The organism is Pseudomonas sp. DG56-2 (assembly GCF_004803755.1).
GTDB lineage: Bacteria > Pseudomonadota > Gammaproteobacteria > Pseudomonadales > Pseudomonadaceae > Aquipseudomonas > Aquipseudomonas auratipiscis.
In genome coordinates, this window is the sequence record NZ_CP032311.1 from 5,297,298 (window position 1) to 5,314,044 (window position 16,747).

Sequence of the window (16,747 nt, forward strand, 5' to 3'; positions counted from 1 at the left end):
ACAGCCACGCTGGTATCGCAAGGGGCCTATCATCCGCGAAATAGCGGTTCGACTCCAGTGTTTAAAACCCGAACGGGCGCGAAAAAGCCGATTCGGGGGCCCTAGCTCGGCTTATCCGAGGTTTTCGACCAACAGTGCATCGACCCGCTGGAAGCCACGCGGGAGTTTATTCCCTCGACGGCCGCGTTCCCCTTTGTAATGTTCGAGGTCATCGGCCTTCAGAGATAGCGTACGCTTACCTGCCTGCAACACAAGGGTGGCGCCATCGGCAATGACCGCAAGGTCGGTGACGTATTCTTCGCGACTGGCGACCCGATCCCCAGGAATACCGATGATCTTGTTGCCTTTGCCTTTACCCAACTGCGGCAAGTCACTGACTTTAAAGATCAAAAGCCGACCTTCGGTTGTCACCGCCGCCAGCCAGTTGTGCTCACGATCAGCCACGGGCCGGGGCGCGATGACCTTGGCGCCGTTCGGCAGGCTCAGCAAAGCCTTTCCAGCCTTGTTTTTGGCCTGCAGGTCTTCGCCCTTGACCACAAAGCCATAGCCAGCATCGGAAGCGATTACATACAACGCATCGTCCTCAGGCAACAGCACGCACTCGAAGCCTGCGCCCGGTGGTGGCGTAAGGCGCCCGGTCAGTGGCTCGCCCTGGCCGCGGGCCGATGGCAAGGTATGCGCGGCAACCGAATAGCTGCGCCCGGTGGAATCGATGAACACGGCAAACTGATTGGAGCGTCCGGCAGCAGCGGTTTTAAAACCGTCACCGGCCTTGTAGGACAGGCCCGTAGCATCGATATCATGGCCCTTGGCGCAGCGCACCCAACCTTTTTCCGACAGCACCACCGTTACCGGCTCGGTCGGCATCAACTCGTTTTCGGACAGAGCCTTGGCTTCCGCGCGCTCGATGATAGGCGAGCGGCGGTCGTCACCGTAGGTTTCAGCGTCCTTGATCAGCTCAGCGCGCACCAGTTTGCGCAACTTGGTTTCGCTACTCAGCAGCGCGACCAACTTGGCTTGCTCCTTGGCCAGTTCATCTTGCTCATTGCGAATTTTCATCTCTTCCAGTCGGGCCAACTGGCGCAGACGGGTTTCGAGGATGTATTCGGCCTGAGTTTCGGTCAGGTCGAATCGGGCAATCAGCGCGGTCTTAGGGTGTTCCTCGGTGCGGATGATGTGGATCACTTCATCCAGGTTGAGGAAGGCAACCAGCAAACCTTCGAGCAAATGCAGGCGACGTTCGACCTTATCAAGACGGAACTGCAGGCGCCGGCGCACGGTTTGCACGCGGAACTCAAGCCATTCGACCAGCAGCGCGCGCAGGTTCTTCAACTGCGGGCGGCCATCCAGACCAATGATATTGACGTTGACGCGGTAACTGGACTCAAGATCGGTCGTCGCGAACAGATGCTGCATCAACTCGTCGAGGTCGATACGATTGGAGCGAGCGATGATCACGATCCGGCAGGGATTCTCGTGATCCGATTCATCGCGCAGGTCGGCCACCATCGGCAGCTTCTTGGCTTGCATCTGTGCGGCGATCTGTTCCAGCACCTTGGCCCCGGAGACCTGATGCGGCAAGGCGGTGACGACGATATCACCGTCTTCGATTCGATAAACCGCACGCATGCGTACCGAGCCACGGCCGGTCTGGTAGATTTTCAGCAGTTCGGCGCGCGGCGTGATGATTTCCGCTTCGGTCGGATAGTCAGGCCCCTGGATATGCTCACACAGCTGTTCAACGGTAGCCTTGGGCTCATCCAGCAAGCGCACACAGGCGCTGGCGACTTCGCGCAGATTGTGTGGAGGCACATCGGTCGCCATACCGACGGCGATACCCGTGGTGCCGTTGAGCAGGATGTTCGGCAAGCGTGCCGGCAGCACCGACGGCTCATCCAGCGTACCGTCAAAGTTCGGCACCCAGTCGGCCGTACCTTGGCCAAGTTCACTGAGCAGCACTTCGGAATAGCGCGACAACCGCGCCTCGGTATAACGCATGGCGGCGAACGACTTCGGATCGTCTGGCGCACCCCAGTTACCCTGACCATCGACCAGGGTATAGCGGTAGCTGAAGGGCTGCGCCATCAGCACCATGGCCTCGTAACACGCCGAGTCACCATGGGGGTGGAACTTACCGAGCACGTCACCCACGGTACGGGCCGATTTTTTGTGCTTGGAGTCTGCATCCAAGCCCAATTCACTCATGGCGTAGACAATACGACGCTGCACCGGCTTCAGGCCGTCGCCGATATGCGGCAAGGCACGATCCATGATGACGTACATGGAATAGTTGAGGTAGGCCTGTTCGGTGAAGTCAGCCAGTGACCGGCGCTCTACGCCATCTAGGCTGAGATCAAGGGAGTCGCTCATGCGGGCCTCATCATTTCAGGTTCTGGCGCAGCAGCAAGGTGCCACTACGCTGGGTAAATTCGAGTTGTTTCAGGGCACTCATGCCCAGTAAAACCTGGTCGCCATCCAATCCTGGAACCACCAGGGCGCGCACATCGCGCAACAAAATGTCGCCCAGTTGCAGTGTCTCAAGGCGCGTGCGATAGCCTTGGGTACGGCCATTGGCGGTACTCAGCATCACCGGGGCGCCGCGTTGCAGAGCAAGCTTGGCAGCCAAGCGCTCGGGAATGGCCACATCGGTTGCACCGGTATCGAGCAGAAAATGTACCGCTTGACCATTGATCTGGCCATCGGCGACAAAATGCCCCTGGCCATTGCCTGCCAGTTGCACTTCGATATAGCCCTCACCATGTTCGGAGCGGACTTGCGCATTGGGATTGGCCTGACGCTGCTCCCAATCCCCAAAAAAGCGCGTAGCCAGGAACAATCCGGCTGCCCAGGCCAGGACCAGCAGTACTCTGCCAGCACGTTTGCCTGGTGGTTGGCTCACGACTTGGCACTCCAGCCGCCCGCAGGTGCGGCGAAGCGCCAAATGATCGGCCTCGACTCACCATCATTGCGGGTCGCACCGTTGTTGTCCAAACCGATCCAGGCACCTTTGGCATCGATCACCAGCGCTTCGGCCAAACCAAATGGCTGTGCATACTGACGCGGTTCGGCCAGAGCGCCTTCGGCATAGGACCAGCAACGCTCGACCTTGGCTGTCGCTGCATCGCGACGGCAGATACGGTGAGCGTTACGCTCCAAGGTGAACAGCTTGTCGTTGAACAGCGCAAGATCGGCAAAGTCGCGCGGCAATGCTCGTGGCTCAGGCATCTGCGGCGGCTGCATCTCAACACCGGCCTCGCTGAGCAACACACAACCATTACCGCAATTCCATACCTTCTGTTGACGATTGATCAGCAACAGACCGCGGCGTTCTCGCTCGGCCGCCAGCCAGATGCGGTCGCCGGCCGGGCTTACCGCAATGCCTTCGAACAACGCATTGAAATGCAGAAGCATGCCGCTGGCCCGTGCCTGACGCACCATGCTCGGGTCGATTTTCAACCAGTTGGGCTCACCATCGACCGGCACCTGCAACACGGCAGCATGAGCCTCGCTGACAACGTAACGATTACCTGCCGCGTCACAGCTAATGCCCTCGAAATCCAGGTCGCCACCACGGACTTGACCGGCCACCCAGGTACGCGAACGAATCCCCCAGGGCAAGCCACTTTCCGGGACCGCTGGGGCTACCAGAGGCACCGCCTCGGCCTGCCAGACCTGCGCCTTGGTATCGAGGCGGTACAAAAGGTCATCATCACGGTCCGACACCGTCCACAGTTCACCCTTGCACAGGGCCAAACCAGACAGATTGCCACCACGCATGCCCTCGACCGGATGCTCGGCCAACAGCTTGAGCTCCGGCCAGGGCGCCGCCTGCGATGAAAGAGCAAAAACGCCGAGCACTATCGCCAGCAGGTAACGAATCAAGCCAGTACCTCAGCCAGGTTACCCTTGGACTCCAGCCAGCTCTTGCGGTCTCCGGCACGCTTCTTGGCCAGGAGCATGTCCATGATTTCCCGGGTGCCTTCCAGATCCTCGAGAGTCAGTTGGACCAGGCGGCGAGTGTTCGGGTCCATGGTGGTTTCACGCAGCTGGGGCGGGTTCATTTCACCCAGGCCTTTGAATCGCGTGACCTGTGGTTTGCCACGCTTCTTCTCGGCAACCAGGCGATCAAGAATGCCATCACGTTCTGCCTCGTCCAGGGCGTAGTAGATTTCCTTGCCCAGGTCGATGCGGTACAGCGGCGGCATGGCCACGTAGACATGACCGGCCTCGACCAGCGGGCGGAAATGCTGGACGAACAATGCGCAGAGCAAGGTCGCAATGTGCAAACCGTCGGAGTCGGCGTCGGCGAGGATGCAGATTTTGCCGTAGCGCAGCTGACTCATGTCGGCAGCACCTGGGTCTACGCCGATGGCCACGGCAATGTTATGCACTTCCTGGCTGGCCAGAACTTCACCACCATCGACTTCCCAGGTGTTGAGGATCTTGCCGCGCAAAGGCAGGATTGCCTGGAATTCCTTGTCGCGCGCCTGCTTGGCCGATCCACCCGCGGAGTCACCCTCGACCAGGAACAGCTCGGCACGCATCGGGTCTTGCCCAGCGCAGTCAGCCAGCTTGCCCGGTAGTGCCGGCCCCTGGGTAACGCGTTTGCGCTCGACCTTTTTACTGGCCTTGAGGCGACGACCTGCGTTGCTGATAGCCAGCTCGGCCAATTGCATACCCAGCTCTGGGTGGGCATTGAGCCAGAGACTGAAGGCATCCTTGACCACGCCGGAAACGAATGCTGCTGCCTCTCGGGACGACAAGCGTTCCTTGGTCTGCCCGGAGAACTGCGGCTCCTGCATTTTCATCGAGAGCACGAAGGTGATGCGCTCCCAGACGTCTTCAGGCGCCAGTTTCACACCGCGCGGCAGTAGATTGCGGAATTCGCAAAACTCGCGCATGGCGTCAAGCAGGCCTTGGCGCAAGCCGTTGACGTGCGTACCGCCCTGGGCGGTAGGAATCAGGTTGACGTAGCTTTCCTGGACACTGTCACCGCCTTCTGGCAGCCACAACAAGGCCCAGTCGACAGCTTCCTTGTTTCCGGCCAGGCTGCCGCAGAAGGGTTCGTCCGGCAGGCGCTGGAACTCGCTGACCGAGTCGACCAGGTAGGAGCGCAGCCCGTCTTCGTAATGCCACTCGACTTTCTCGCCGCTGGCCTTGTCCTCGAACGTGACCAACAGGCCCGGGCATAGAACGGCTTTGGCCTTGAGCACATGCTTGAGGCGGCTGATGGAGAACTTCGGCGAATCGAAATACTTCGGGTCCGGCGCGAAGTACACGCTGGTTCCGGTATTGCGCTTGCCAACGGTACCGACCACCTCCAGCTCGCTGGACTTGTAGCCGTCGGCGAAGGTCATCTGGTACTCGTTGCCATCACGCTTGACCTTGACCCGCACCTGGCTGGACAAGGCGTTGACTACAGAAATACCAACACCGTGCAGACCACCGGAGAACTGATAGTTCTTGTTGGAAAACTTGCCGCCGGCGTGCAGCTTGGTAAGGATCAGTTCAACCCCGGACACACCCTCTTCAGGATGGATGTCCACCGGCATGCCGCGACCGTCATCGGAGACTTCCAGCGAGTGGTCGGCGTGCAGAATCACCTGTACCGACTTGGCGTGCCCTGCCAGGGCTTCGTCGACGCTGTTGTCGATGACTTCCTGGGCCAGGTGGTTCGGTCGGCTGGTGTCGGTGTACATGCCCGGGCGCTTGCGCACCGGGTCAAGGCCCGAGAGGACTTCGATGGCGTCTGCGTTATAGGCGCTAGCGCTGGGAATGGCCATGGGTTCTCGTCGTCAGTCGTGGGTGAAAATAAGTCATCAAAATACAGAAAAATCGAGCGATTGATACTGCTGCGGGGCAATACCCGCGAAGCTCAATAAAGCGGGCAAACGCTCAGCGAAGCCCTGGAAGCTGTGATCGCCGCCGGCCTGGATGCGCAATGCACAGGCCCGGTAGAACTGCTCGGCCCGCCGATAATCAAGGGTCTCATCGGCGGTTTGCAGCCAGACCTGATAGCGCCCGGCATCTGCAGGCGGCGCCACTTCAAGCTCGGCCAGGGCCTGCACGTGGTCCTCGGTCAACTCCCAGGTTTCCCCGGTGTAATGGTTTTGCTGGGTTCCCAGGTAACCATCGAACATCTGGTGCGGATTTACCGCAGGGTTGACCAGCAGCGCCTTGAGCCCGTAGCGCTCTGCCAAGTGGGTGGCATAGTAGCCGCCGAGCGAGCTGCCGACCAGTAATGGCGATTCGAGCTCGGCCAGTGCGGCTTCCAGCTGGGCCATGGCCTGGCGGGGGTGATGATGCAGTGCGGGCACGCGCAGCTGTTCAGCAAGACCGATCTGCTCCATCACCGCGACCAATTGGCAGGCTTTCTTCGACGACGGCGCGCTGTTGAACCCGTGAATATAGAGAATCGAACCTGCCATGCCGCCCCCGATACGCTTGATTTGCCTGGCAGCGCCAGGCGCGAAAGCGCGCATTTTAGCCTGTTCGACGGCAGATGGAGCGTTTTCACCCATTCAGCAACACTTAATAGCCATCGGCGTGATCGATAGTGAATGCGAAGTCGGTGACGCGCGATACCCCAGTCTCGATCTGGCCGTCGGCATGCAGACGTAGCCAGCGATAACCCGGCGCCTGTTCACCGACTTTGAAGTCTTCACTGTCCGGCTCGAACTGGATGCAGGTAGAGGGCGAGGCCAGCAAGCGCACGCCATCACGCACCTGGTCCCACTCCTGGTGAATATGCCCCCAGAGCAGCCCCCGCGCCTGTGGATAACGCTTGAGCAAGGCAAACAAGGCATCGGCATTGCGCAAACCAATCGACGCCATCCAGGCGCAGCCGATCGCCACGGGCTGATGATGGAAGCAGATAAGGTGATGCCGCTGCGGCGCGGCCTGCAATGATTGCTCGAGCAATTGCAGCTGGCTGGCATCGAGCATCCCCGGCACCGCGCCTGATATCGCTGAATTGAGCATCAAAATGCGCCAATTGCCGATATCCATGATCGGCTCGAGCACATCGGTACCTTGCGCAGCCTGCTCCATGGGCATAGGTTCGTCGTGGTTGCCAGCCAGCCATCGGCTTGGCGCCTTGAGGCTTGCAGTCAATTCACGAAAGTAAGCGTAAGACGCTTCAGACCCATCTTGGGACAAGTCGCCAGTGGCCAGCACCGCATCGATTCGCGGCTGTTCTTCACGCACTTTGTCGATCACCCGCTGCAGGCTCTCGCGGGTGTTCATACCCAGCAGCGTTGCTTGCGCATCGGCAAACAGGTGGCTGTCAGTCAGTTGCACCAGGTGCACGGGCGCATCAACAGGCGCAATAGATTGGTGCGGCAAGGGCCGACTCCTCGAACGGATTCAGCGCGATTATGGCGGCTAGCTGCGCTTGCGCAAATACTTGAAAACGACCGCCATCACATTTCAGCGAACAACTGCCAACTCATGACCGCAGGCCAGGCAATGACTGAGCCATTCGCCGAGGAACAGGTTGAGCTGAGCTTTCTCGTCCGGCTGGTGCATCGCAGCATTTGGATACGGGTAGACACTGCGAAAGCGCCGGGCATGCTCGGCGCTGACCACTTCGGCCATGCGGGCATCGTGATACACCTGAACTTCCAGCTGCGGCACCGGCAGCCACGGCAGACTGTGTTCCTGGCGCACGCGCAGGGTGGTGGTGTATGGACAGGCAAGCACCACATCGAGCACCAGCACGCCAAGCATCTGGTCACCCTGGGTCATGCCGATCCGACGCGAACTCATGGTGCAGCGCATGTCCGGCAACAGGCGCATCAAACGCGCATAGTTGGCCTCGCAGGCAGCCTGCAACCCGACCAGATCGACCCGGTAGCGTTCGCGCAACAGATTCACGACCATAGCCCCCTGACTTCATCCCGGTTCAAGGCCAGCCATTGCAAGGCAATAATGCTCGCTGCGTTGGCAATCAGCCCATCGCGCACGGCCTGCATGGCGTCTTCGAACGCCCAGACCTTGACGCGAATATCTTCACCTTCTTCCTCCAGCCCGTGCAGGCCGCCGGCCCCAAGACTACTGCACTGACCGAGATACAAATGTACCAACTCATCGCTACCGCCAGGTGACGGGAAATACCGCGTCATCGGCCACAGCGCCTTGAACACAAGACCAGCTTCCTCCTGCGCTTCGCGGTGTGCAACTTCTTCCGGCTGTTCATCTTTGTCGATCAGACCGGCGACCAGTTCGATCAACCAGGGGTTGGCGATCTTGCCCATGGCGCCGACACGAAACTGCTCGATCAGCACCACCTCATCACGTTGGGCGTCGTAGGGCAGCACACACACTGCGTCGTGGCGCACGAACAGTTCGCGACTGATCTCGCGCCCCATGCCACCGGCAAACAGCTCATGGCGCAGGCGTACCCGGTCGAGCTGGTAGAAGCCCTTGAAGCAGTTGACCCGCTCGACGATTTCGACGTCGCTGGGCACAGTGTTCGATGTGTCTGACATAGGAATCCTTTAATACTTCGTGTACCGCTTCGCGCCATCCTAACCTGCGCACCGCCGCGTTTCACCCCTTTCAAGTTGCCGCCCGGACTGCGAGGATAGGCAGTCTGCTGATATTCAGCTTAGTGGCGAACTGAAGGCCCTGCCGACGGTCCAAGCCCGATCACCTTTGCCTTACAAGGATCATCATGACGCTTGTGAAACTGACTACCGTGGCCGTGCTGGCCTTGGCCCTGGGCGCTTGTCAAAGCCTGTTCCAGCCGAACATGCGCACGCCACTGGAGGTCAAGCGCGACCGTTGGGAGCACATCAAGCCCGGTTGCAACACTGCTGACTGTCCACTGGTCAATATCGACACCATTCACTTCCCGGCCAATCCGAAACTGGATGCAATTGTCGAGAAGCGCCTGCTACAGATGACCCAGGATAATGACAACAGTGCCCTGCCCGCTTCGCTCAAGGCCTATGAAGATCAGTTCATGGCCACTGCCGACACACGCAACAGCAGCTACCTGCAAGCCAAGGTACGCGAGCAGCATGACGGCCTGGTGATCATCGAGCTGTCCAGCTATCTGGACACCGGCGGCGCACACGGCATGCCTGGCCGCGGCTTTATCAACTATTCACGCCAGCAGGACAAAGTGCTGACGCTGCAGGATATGCTGGTACCGGGCCAGGAAGAAACATTCTGGAAAACCGCCCAGGAAGCTCACAAAGCCTGGCTGATCAGCACCGGCATGGACAAGGACGCCGAGTTCGTCAAAACCTGGCCATTCCAGCAGACGCCACACATCGCCCTTACCTATGGCGCGGTAGTGCTCAAGTACGAAGTGTATGCCATTGCCCCGTACTCCATGGGCCACATCGAACTTAAAATCCCCTACCCGCGCCTGAACGGTGTGATCAAGCCGGAGTTGTTTCCCGGTCGCGGCTGACGGACGGCGCTGCCGCCCAGTAGACGAACCCTGCCAGCAGCAACGCAGGCAGGGTTGAGCCCACATCGGCCGCATAGTGGGCCAGTGCGTGATACGTCGCTACGCCGCACGCCCAGGCCACCAGCGCACGCCAATGCAGGCTCTGGATCGGAGCATTGTCGCTCCGCCGGCGGCGCACCACAAAGTGATCAACCAGCACCACGCCGAACAGCGGGGCGAACACCGAACCGATCAGCAGCAGGAAGTTCTGGTACTGGGCCAGCGGTGCAAAACAGGCGATCAAGGTACACAGCACACCAATGACCAACGCCAGGTGCTCGACTTTCAAGCGTACCAGCAAGCCAGTGGAGACTGCCGCCGAGTGAATATCGGCAAAGGCTTTTTCCGACTCATCGAGCAGAATCAGCAGCAACGGAATACCAATGCCTGCGCCCGCCAGTGCCAACAGCAAGGTGTTGACCTCACCGGCGGGCGCGAACGCCAAGGTATACGCCACACCCAGGCTCATCATCCAGACGTTGCCCAGCAGGTAACCCAGCGCAGTACCGAGGAAAACCCGGCTGCCTTGACGGGCGAAGCGTGAGTAGTCGGCAATCAATGGCAACCACGACAACGGCATCGCGATCGCGATGTCGATACCCACTGCCAGCGACATCGAACCGTCGCCAGCACGCGCCCACAGGGCAGCGAGATCGGCCTTGGCAAATAGATTCCAGGTCAGCCACAGGCAAGCACCCAGCAACAGCCAGATGCCCCACTTGCGCAGAATTTTGCGCACGAAGGTCAAAGGCCCGCTGACGGCCAGGGCGGTGGCCAAGGCGCCAAAGCACAAGGTCCATAGCATTGGGTTGGTCAGGGCGCTGCCCTCGCCGAAGGCGCGAGCGCCCAACAGGCTGGCGGCATCGCGCATGACGATAATTTCGAATGAACCCCAACCAATCAGTTGCATCAGGTTCAGCAATGCGGGCAGCCGTGCACCGTCGCGGCCAAGGCTGCGGCGCAGGGCAGCCATGGAGGAAAGCCCGGTATCACTGCCGATGACGGCAACCGCCGCCAGCAGCAGAACACCTACGCACGTGCCAAGGATGATCGCCAGCACGGCGTTGGCCAAACCCAGGCCAGGGCCGAGCAAGGCGCCGGTTTGCAAGACCATCAGGCCTATACCCAGGGAGAACCATAGGGAACAGAGGTCACGACCGCTCAAAACGCGCTGCTGGTCGGTAACCGGATAATCGGGAGAAAACTGACTCGGTGTGCTCACAAGGGAATCTCGACAGGGAGGTTTTTTGTTCTTAGGGCCCTATCGCGGGGCAAGCCAGATCGACTTGCCCCGCGATGCGGTTAGACCTTTTTGTACAGCTGGCTGCCTTCCTGGCGGAATCGCTCGGCCTGCTCGCGCATGCCGTCCTCGACCGCGACATCTACCGCATCAATGCGTTGGTTGGCCGCGTACTCACGTACTTCCTGAGTGATTTTCATCGAGCAGAACTTCGGTCCGCACATGGAGCAGAAGTGCGCGACCTTAGCCGAGTCCTTGGGCAGGGTCTCGTCATGGAAAGAACGGGCAGTGTCCGGGTCCAGGCCGAGGTTGAACTGGTCTTCCCAGCGGAACTCGAAGCGCGCCTTGGACAAGGCATTGTCACGGATCTGCGCGCCTGGGTGCCCCTTGGCAAGGTCAGCGGCGTGGGCGGCGATCTTGTAGGTGATGATCCCGGTCTTGACGTCATCCTTGTTCGGCAGGCCCAGGTGTTCCTTTGGCGTCACGTAGCAGAGCATGGCGCACCCGAACCAACCAATCATCGCCGCGCCGATACCGGAGGTGATGTGGTCGTAACCCGGGGCGATGTCGGTGGTCAGCGGGCCGAGGGTGTAGAACGGTGCTTCGTCGCAGCATTCGAGCTGCTTGTCCATGTTCTCCTTGATCAACTGCATGGGGACATGCCCCGGGCCTTCGATCATGCACTGCACATCATGCTTCCAAGCAATCTTGGTCAACTCGCCAAGTGTCTCCAGCTCGCCGAACTGCGCCTCGTCGTTGGCATCGGCAATCGAACCCGGACGCAGGCCATCACCCAGCGAGAAGCTGACGTCGTAGGCCTTCATGATTTCGCAGATTTCGTCGAAATGGGTATAGAGGAAGTTCTCCTGGTGATGCGCCAGGCACCACTTGGCCATGATCGAGCCGCCACGACTGACGATGCCGGTTACGCGTTTGGCGGTCAGCGGCACATAGCGCAGCAGCACACCGGCGTGAATGGTGAAGTAGTCGACGCCCTGCTCGGCCTGCTCGATCAAGGTATCGCGGAACAATTCCCAGGTCAGGTCTTCGGCCACGCCATTGACCTTCTCCAGCGCTTGGTAGATCGGCACGGTACCGATTGGCACAGGCGAGTTGCGGATGATCCATTCGCGCGTTTCATGAATGTGCTTGCCGGTGGACAAGTCCATGACCGTGTCCGAGCCCCAGCGAATACCCCAGGTCAACTTGGCCACTTCTTCTTCGATGGAAGAACCCAGGGCGCTGTTGCCGATGTTGCCGTTGATCTTCACCAGGAAGTTGCGGCCGATGATCATCGGTTCCAGCTCAACGTGGTTGATGTTGGCCGGAATGATCGCGCGGCCACGCGCGATCTCTTCACGGACAAATTCGGCGGTGATTTCCTTGGGGATACTGGCACCGAAGCTATGGCCTGGGTGCTGCTGCTCGAGCAGGCCGGCAGCGCGAGCTTCCTGCAGCTTCATGTTCTCGCGGATGGCGACGTATTCCATCTCGGCGGTAATGATGCCCTGGCGGGCATAGTGCATCTGGCTGACGTTGGCGCCGGCCTTGGCCCGACGCGGATTGCGTACATGGGCAAAGCGCAGCTTGGTCAGCTCGGCATCGGCCAGGCGCTGCTGGCCAAAGTTGGATGACAGCCCTTGCAGGCGCTCAGTGTCACCACGGGCGTCGATCCAGGCCGAACGCACGTCGCCCAGGCCTTTGCGCACATCGATAATGACATTGGGGTCGGTGTAGGGACCGGAAGTGTCGTAGACCAGCACCGGAGCGTTGGCTTCACCGCCGAAGTCAGTTGGCGTGTCGTCCAGGCTGATTTCACGCATAGGCACCTGGATGTCTGGGCGTGAGCCTTCGACATAGATTTTGCGCGAACGGGTGAATGGCTGTACGGACTGCTGATCGACCTGGGCCGATTCACTCAGATTGATAATGTTTTTTTCTTGTTTGCTCATCACAGGCTCTCCAGACAGCTTCCTAGCGGTGGAATGTCGGGAGAAGAACCTGAAAAAGCACGGACGCACCTTGGACCGGTGCTGTGCCATGTACGAAGATGTCTGCAGCTACTTACTCGGCTGGCTCGACATTCCCGGACCTGACACAAGAGACTCGCCGGGAAAGCGAGAAATCTTGTTCCCTACGCAGGCGCTAACCTGATCAGGTTCAACGGGATCCGGATTATCCGATCTCAGCCTCAACGCAAGGCACCCCGACAAGAACGGCCCCAGTCTAGTCTGCTCTTGCCTGCAAAGCCAACTGTACAAGCGCACTGACGATAAATGGCGCAATTGGCGGATTGTTGCAAAGTGCCTGCGCATCTACACTCACCGGTTCAGAAACACTCAATTGTTCAAGGATCGCCCTATGCTGCGCAAACTTTCACTGGCCCTTGCCGTGTCTTGTGCTACCAACGGAATGGCCTGGGCAGCAGACCCGCCCCTGTCAGCGAAAACCGATCTGGTCAGCGTCTACCAGGAAGCTGTGGATAACAACGCCGATCTGGCTGCGGCCCGCGCCAACTATGGTGCGCAAAAGGAAGTGGTACCTCAGGCCCGGGCCGGCCTGCTGCCAAACCTTTCGGCCGGTGCCGAAATGTTGAACACCCGCACCAAGATCGATGATCCGTCGATTACCTCGAGTCGCAGTGGCAACTCCTGGTCCGCGACCCTGGCCCAGCCGATTTTCCGCGCCGATCGCTGGTTCCAGTTGCAAGCTGCAGAAGCGATCAATGAGCAATCAGCGCTGGAGCTTTCAGCCACTGAACAGAACCTGATCCTGCAAACTGCCGATAATTATTTCTCGGTTCTGCGTGCCCAGGACAACCTGGCGTCGACCAAGGCTGAAGAAGCTGCCTTCAAACGCCAGCTGGACCAGTCCAACGAGCGCTTCGATGTGGGCCTCTCGGACAAGACCGACGTGCTTCAGTCCCAGGCCAGCTATGACACCGCCCGCGCCAACCGGATCGTGGCACAGCGCCAGGTTGACGATGCGTTTGAGGCGTTGATTACCCTGACCAATCGCGACTACACCTCTATTCAAGGCATCCGCCACACGCTGCCAGTACAGGTCCCGGTGCCAAATGACGCCAAGGCTTGGGTCGAGACTGCCGGCAAACAGAACCTCAACCTGTTGGCGAACAACTACGCCGTCAGCGCCGCCGAAGAAACCCTGCGCCAGCGCAAGGCCGGCCACGCGCCAACCGTCGATGCCGTTGCCCAGTACCAGAAAGGTGACAACGACAACCTCGGTTTCACCAACCCGAACCTTACCAGGCAGAATTACCGGGGTGATGTGGAACAGACCACTATCGGCCTGCAGTTGAATATCCCGATCTACAGCGGCGGCCTGACCAGCTCACAGGTGCGCGAGGCCTATCAGCGCCTGAACCAGAGCGAGCAACAGCGTGAAAGCCTGCGTCGCCAGGTGGTGGAGAACACCCGCAACCTGCACCGCGCAGTGAACACCGACGTCGAGCAGGTTCAGGCGCGCAAGCAATCGATCATCTCCAACCAGAGCGCCCTAGAAGCGACCGAGATCGGTTATCAGGTCGGTACACGCAACATCGTCGATGTGCTCGATGCCCAGCGCCAGCTGTACACCTCGGTGCGCGACTACAACAACACCCGCTACGATTACATCCTCGACAATCTGCGCCTCAAGCAGGCTGCCGGAACCTTGAGCCCACAAGACCTGACGGATCTGAGCCGCTACCTGAAACCGGACTACAACCCGGACAAGGACTTCCTGCCACCAGACCTGGCTGCTGCTGCACAGGCCAACTTCAACGCCCGGCCTTGAACAAGCATCGCAGGGCAAGCCCGCTCCCACAGGCGCCAACCGCCGTGGGAGCGGACCTGCCCCGCGACGGCGTCAGAGCAATCGTCCCAACCCCTCGAGCAATCGCTGCAAGGCCCCCTGATTGGCCTTCATCACCGCCCGCCCCGCTTCACCCATGCGCCGCGCATCCTGCGGTAACTCGATAAGACGTCGAATCGCAGCCGCCAGGCCCTGGGCGTCGTCCACTTCCTGCAGCGCCCCAGCGTCACGCAGCATGGTTGCAATCTCGAGAAAGTTGAACAGGTGCGGGCCACTGATCACTGGCAACGACAGCGCCGCGGGTTCCAACAGGTTGTGTCCACCGTTTGGCACCAGGCTGCCACCGACAAACGCGATGTCCGCCAAGGCATAGAGAAACAGCAACTCGCCCATGGTGTCACCGAGCATCACAGCCGTATCGACACCCACCGGGTCGCCACTTGAGCGTCGAATCGTCGGAAACTGCGCAGCACACAACTCGAAGACACTGTTGAAGCGTTCAGGATGCCGCGGCACGAGAATCAACAAAGCATCGGCGTGATGCTCGAGCAACTGGCGATGGGCAGCCAGAATCACCTCATCTTCGCCCTCATGGGTACTGGCAGCGATCCACAGCGGACGTTGAGTCGCCTGCCATTGCTCGCGCAGCAACCTGGCACGCGGCAGCAATTGCTCGTCGATCCTCAGGTCAAACTTGATCGAGCCGGTCACCTGAACAGATTCAGGCCTGGCCCCCAACTGGCGAAAGCGCTGCGCTTCGGTTTCGGTCTGCACCGCAATCAGACTCATCTCGGCCAGCATCGGCCGGGTCAGCTTGGCAAAACGGGCATAACCTCGCGCCGAGCGCTCAGACAACCGCGCATTGGCCAGCGCCACCGGAATAGCACGCTTGGCACACTGGTGAATATGGTTGGGCCAGAGCTCGGTTTCCATGATCACCGCAAGCTTGGGCTGGACATGATCGAGAAAACGCCCCGCCGCCCAGGGCAGGTCATAGGGCAAGTAGCAATGCTGGATGCGTGGCTCATTGGCGAACATCGCCTGGACCCGCTCCGAACCTGTCGGAGTCATGCAGGTGATGGTAATCGGCAGCTGTGGATAAGCCTGCAACAGCGCGCGAATCATCGGCGCCGCAGCGATGCTCTCGCCCACTGACACCGCATGCACCCAAATGCCGCCTTTGCGCATGGCCGGCAGGTTGATGGCGAAGCGTTCGCCAATACGCTTGGCGTAGGCCGGCGCTTTACGCGAACGCAGGTACAGGCGCAGCGCAACCAGCGGCAGGCCCAGGTGAAACAGCAGGGTATAAAGTGTTCTATTCATGGCGCCGAAGTGTACTAGCCAATGGCTCGTAAGTGCACGGCGAAGCGTTCAGCCAACCACTGCGCCGCAGGGCCCAAGGGCTCATCGCGACGCCAGACCAACTCCACCACCAGCGCAGGCGGTGTCCATTCGCAGGACAACTCCACCATTTGCGCGTGATAGGTCGGATACTGCACTACGTGCCGAGGCAGCCAGGCCCAACCCAAGCCACGCATCAGCAGTTCGGCCATGGCGTAAAAACTGTCGGCGCGCCAGATCTGCGGACTGATCGGTTCACCGCCCGGATAACCACTTTCCTGTGGGGCGATCAGCAATTGTCGATGCCGCGCCAATTGCTGCCGATTGACCCTGCCCAACCGTGCCAGCGGATGATTGACCGCGCAGACCGTCACCATTTCCACCCGCCCCAAGGCTCGACGCTCCAGTGCCTGCGGCATGCGTTCGTGATGAAAGAGCAGGCCCAGATCGGCACGACGCTCGACCAACTTGCGCGCCACATCCCCTTGCGCACCGCTGGCCAACTGCACCTCCAGCATGGGGAACTGCTGGGCCAACTCGTCGAGACTATCGATCACCGGCTGATAGGGCATCGCTTCGTCCTGGGCCACGCGCAACTGCGCTTCCTGGCCGCGCAGCAACGCCAATGCACGGCCGTCCAGGCGCTCACACTGGCGCAATAACTCGCGAGCATCCTCCACCAAGGCGGCTCCGGCTTCGGTCAACCGAGGCTGACGACCGCTGCTACGTTCAAACAGGGTCACACCCAAGTCTGCCTCGAGCAGGGCGATGGCATTACTTACTGCCGACTGTGCCTTGCGCTGCACGCGCGCTACCGCTGAAAACGATCGTTGCTCGGCCACCGCGACAAACAATCGAAGCTGCTCCAGATTCCACTGCTGCGCCATGCAACC

14 protein-coding genes and 1 riboswitch are annotated in these 16,747 nt (G+C 60.1%); of the genes, 2 read left to right on the plus strand and 12 right to left on the minus strand.

The genetic code is table 11. From position 1 onward, the window contains the following. Positions 1–111: 111 nt before the first annotated feature. The 8 genes from parC to D3Z90_RS24375 form a co-directional block, all read right to left on the minus strand. Positions 112–2,370: a DNA topoisomerase IV subunit A gene (parC, locus tag D3Z90_RS24340; RefSeq protein ID WP_136478428.1), complete on the minus strand. Its 2,259-nt coding sequence runs from the start codon at positions 2,368–2,370 to the stop codon at positions 112–114. 10 nt (positions 2,371–2,380) lie between these two features. After that, a complete protein-coding gene (locus D3Z90_RS24345; RefSeq protein ID WP_136478429.1) occupies positions 2,381–2,899 on the minus strand; it encodes a TIGR02281 family clan AA aspartic protease in 519 nt (172 codons plus the stop codon). After that, entirely contained in the window at positions 2,896–3,882 is a 987-nt protein-coding gene (locus D3Z90_RS24350; RefSeq protein ID WP_136478430.1) for an esterase-like activity of phytase family protein, read from the minus strand. The genes D3Z90_RS24345 and D3Z90_RS24350 overlap by 4 nt, the downstream gene beginning before the upstream one ends. Then, a complete protein-coding gene (gene parE / locus D3Z90_RS24355; RefSeq protein ID WP_136478431.1) occupies positions 3,879–5,783 on the minus strand; it encodes a DNA topoisomerase IV subunit B in 1,905 nt (634 codons plus the stop codon). The genes D3Z90_RS24350 and parE overlap by 4 nt, the downstream gene beginning before the upstream one ends. Before the next feature lie 36 nt (positions 5,784–5,819). Then, positions 5,820–6,428, minus strand: a complete 609-nt coding sequence (locus D3Z90_RS24360; protein ID WP_136479040.1) for a YqiA/YcfP family alpha/beta fold hydrolase — start codon at positions 6,426–6,428, stop codon at positions 5,820–5,822. A 103-nt stretch (positions 6,429–6,531) separates the two neighbouring features. Continuing rightward, on the minus strand, positions 6,532–7,344 hold the full coding sequence (gene cpdA / locus D3Z90_RS24365) for a 3',5'-cyclic-AMP phosphodiesterase (protein ID WP_256658284.1): 813 nt from the start codon (positions 7,342–7,344) through the stop codon (positions 6,532–6,534). 84 nt (positions 7,345–7,428) lie between these two features. Further along, entirely contained in the window at positions 7,429–7,881 is a 453-nt protein-coding gene (locus D3Z90_RS24370) for a DUF1249 domain-containing protein (RefSeq protein ID WP_136478432.1), read from the minus strand. Beyond that, positions 7,872–8,489 (minus strand): NUDIX domain-containing protein, encoded by a 618-nt coding sequence (locus tag D3Z90_RS24375; protein WP_136478433.1) that lies wholly within the window; start codon positions 8,487–8,489, stop codon positions 7,872–7,874. The genes D3Z90_RS24370 and D3Z90_RS24375 overlap by 10 nt, the downstream gene beginning before the upstream one ends. Positions 8,490–8,674: 185 nt before the next feature. On the opposite strand from D3Z90_RS24375, the gene D3Z90_RS24380 reads away from it, so the two are divergent. Beyond that, positions 8,675–9,421, plus strand: a complete 747-nt coding sequence (locus D3Z90_RS24380; protein WP_136478434.1) for an RsiV family protein — start codon at positions 8,675–8,677, stop codon at positions 9,419–9,421. On the opposite strand, the gene cytX is transcribed toward D3Z90_RS24380, so the two are convergent. After that, the gene (gene cytX, locus D3Z90_RS24385; protein WP_136478435.1) at positions 9,390–10,682 is read right to left on the minus strand and encodes a putative hydroxymethylpyrimidine transporter CytX; all 1,293 of its coding nucleotides are present in this window, start codon (positions 10,680–10,682) and stop codon (positions 9,390–9,392) included. The two genes, D3Z90_RS24380 and cytX, sit on opposite strands and share 32 nt — an antisense overlap. An 80-nt stretch (positions 10,683–10,762) precedes the next feature. After that, the gene (gene thiC / locus D3Z90_RS24390) at positions 10,763–12,652 is read right to left on the minus strand and encodes a phosphomethylpyrimidine synthase ThiC (protein WP_136478436.1); all 1,890 of its coding nucleotides are present in this window, start codon (positions 12,650–12,652) and stop codon (positions 10,763–10,765) included. Positions 12,653–12,814: 162 nt separating this feature from the next. Next, positions 12,815–12,919, minus strand: a riboswitch (TPP riboswitch). 142 nt (positions 12,920–13,061) lie between these two features. Between thiC and D3Z90_RS24395 the strand changes: the two genes are divergently transcribed. Beyond that, positions 13,062–14,495, plus strand: coding sequence for a TolC family outer membrane protein (locus D3Z90_RS24395; protein ID WP_136478437.1), 1,434 nt, complete (start codon positions 13,062–13,064; stop codon positions 14,493–14,495). 72 nt (positions 14,496–14,567) lie between these two features. Here D3Z90_RS24395 and waaA read toward each other — a convergent pair whose 3' ends face one another. Together waaA and D3Z90_RS24405 are read right to left on the minus strand one after the other, a co-directional pair. Continuing rightward, entirely contained in the window at positions 14,568–15,836 is a 1,269-nt protein-coding gene (gene waaA / locus D3Z90_RS24400; RefSeq protein ID WP_136478438.1) for a lipid IV(A) 3-deoxy-D-manno-octulosonic acid transferase, read from the minus strand. Between the two features lie 14 nt (positions 15,837–15,850). Next, a complete protein-coding gene (locus tag D3Z90_RS24405; RefSeq protein ID WP_136478439.1) occupies positions 15,851–16,741 on the minus strand; it encodes a LysR family transcriptional regulator in 891 nt (296 codons plus the stop codon). Positions 16,742–16,747: the final 6 nt, after the last annotated feature.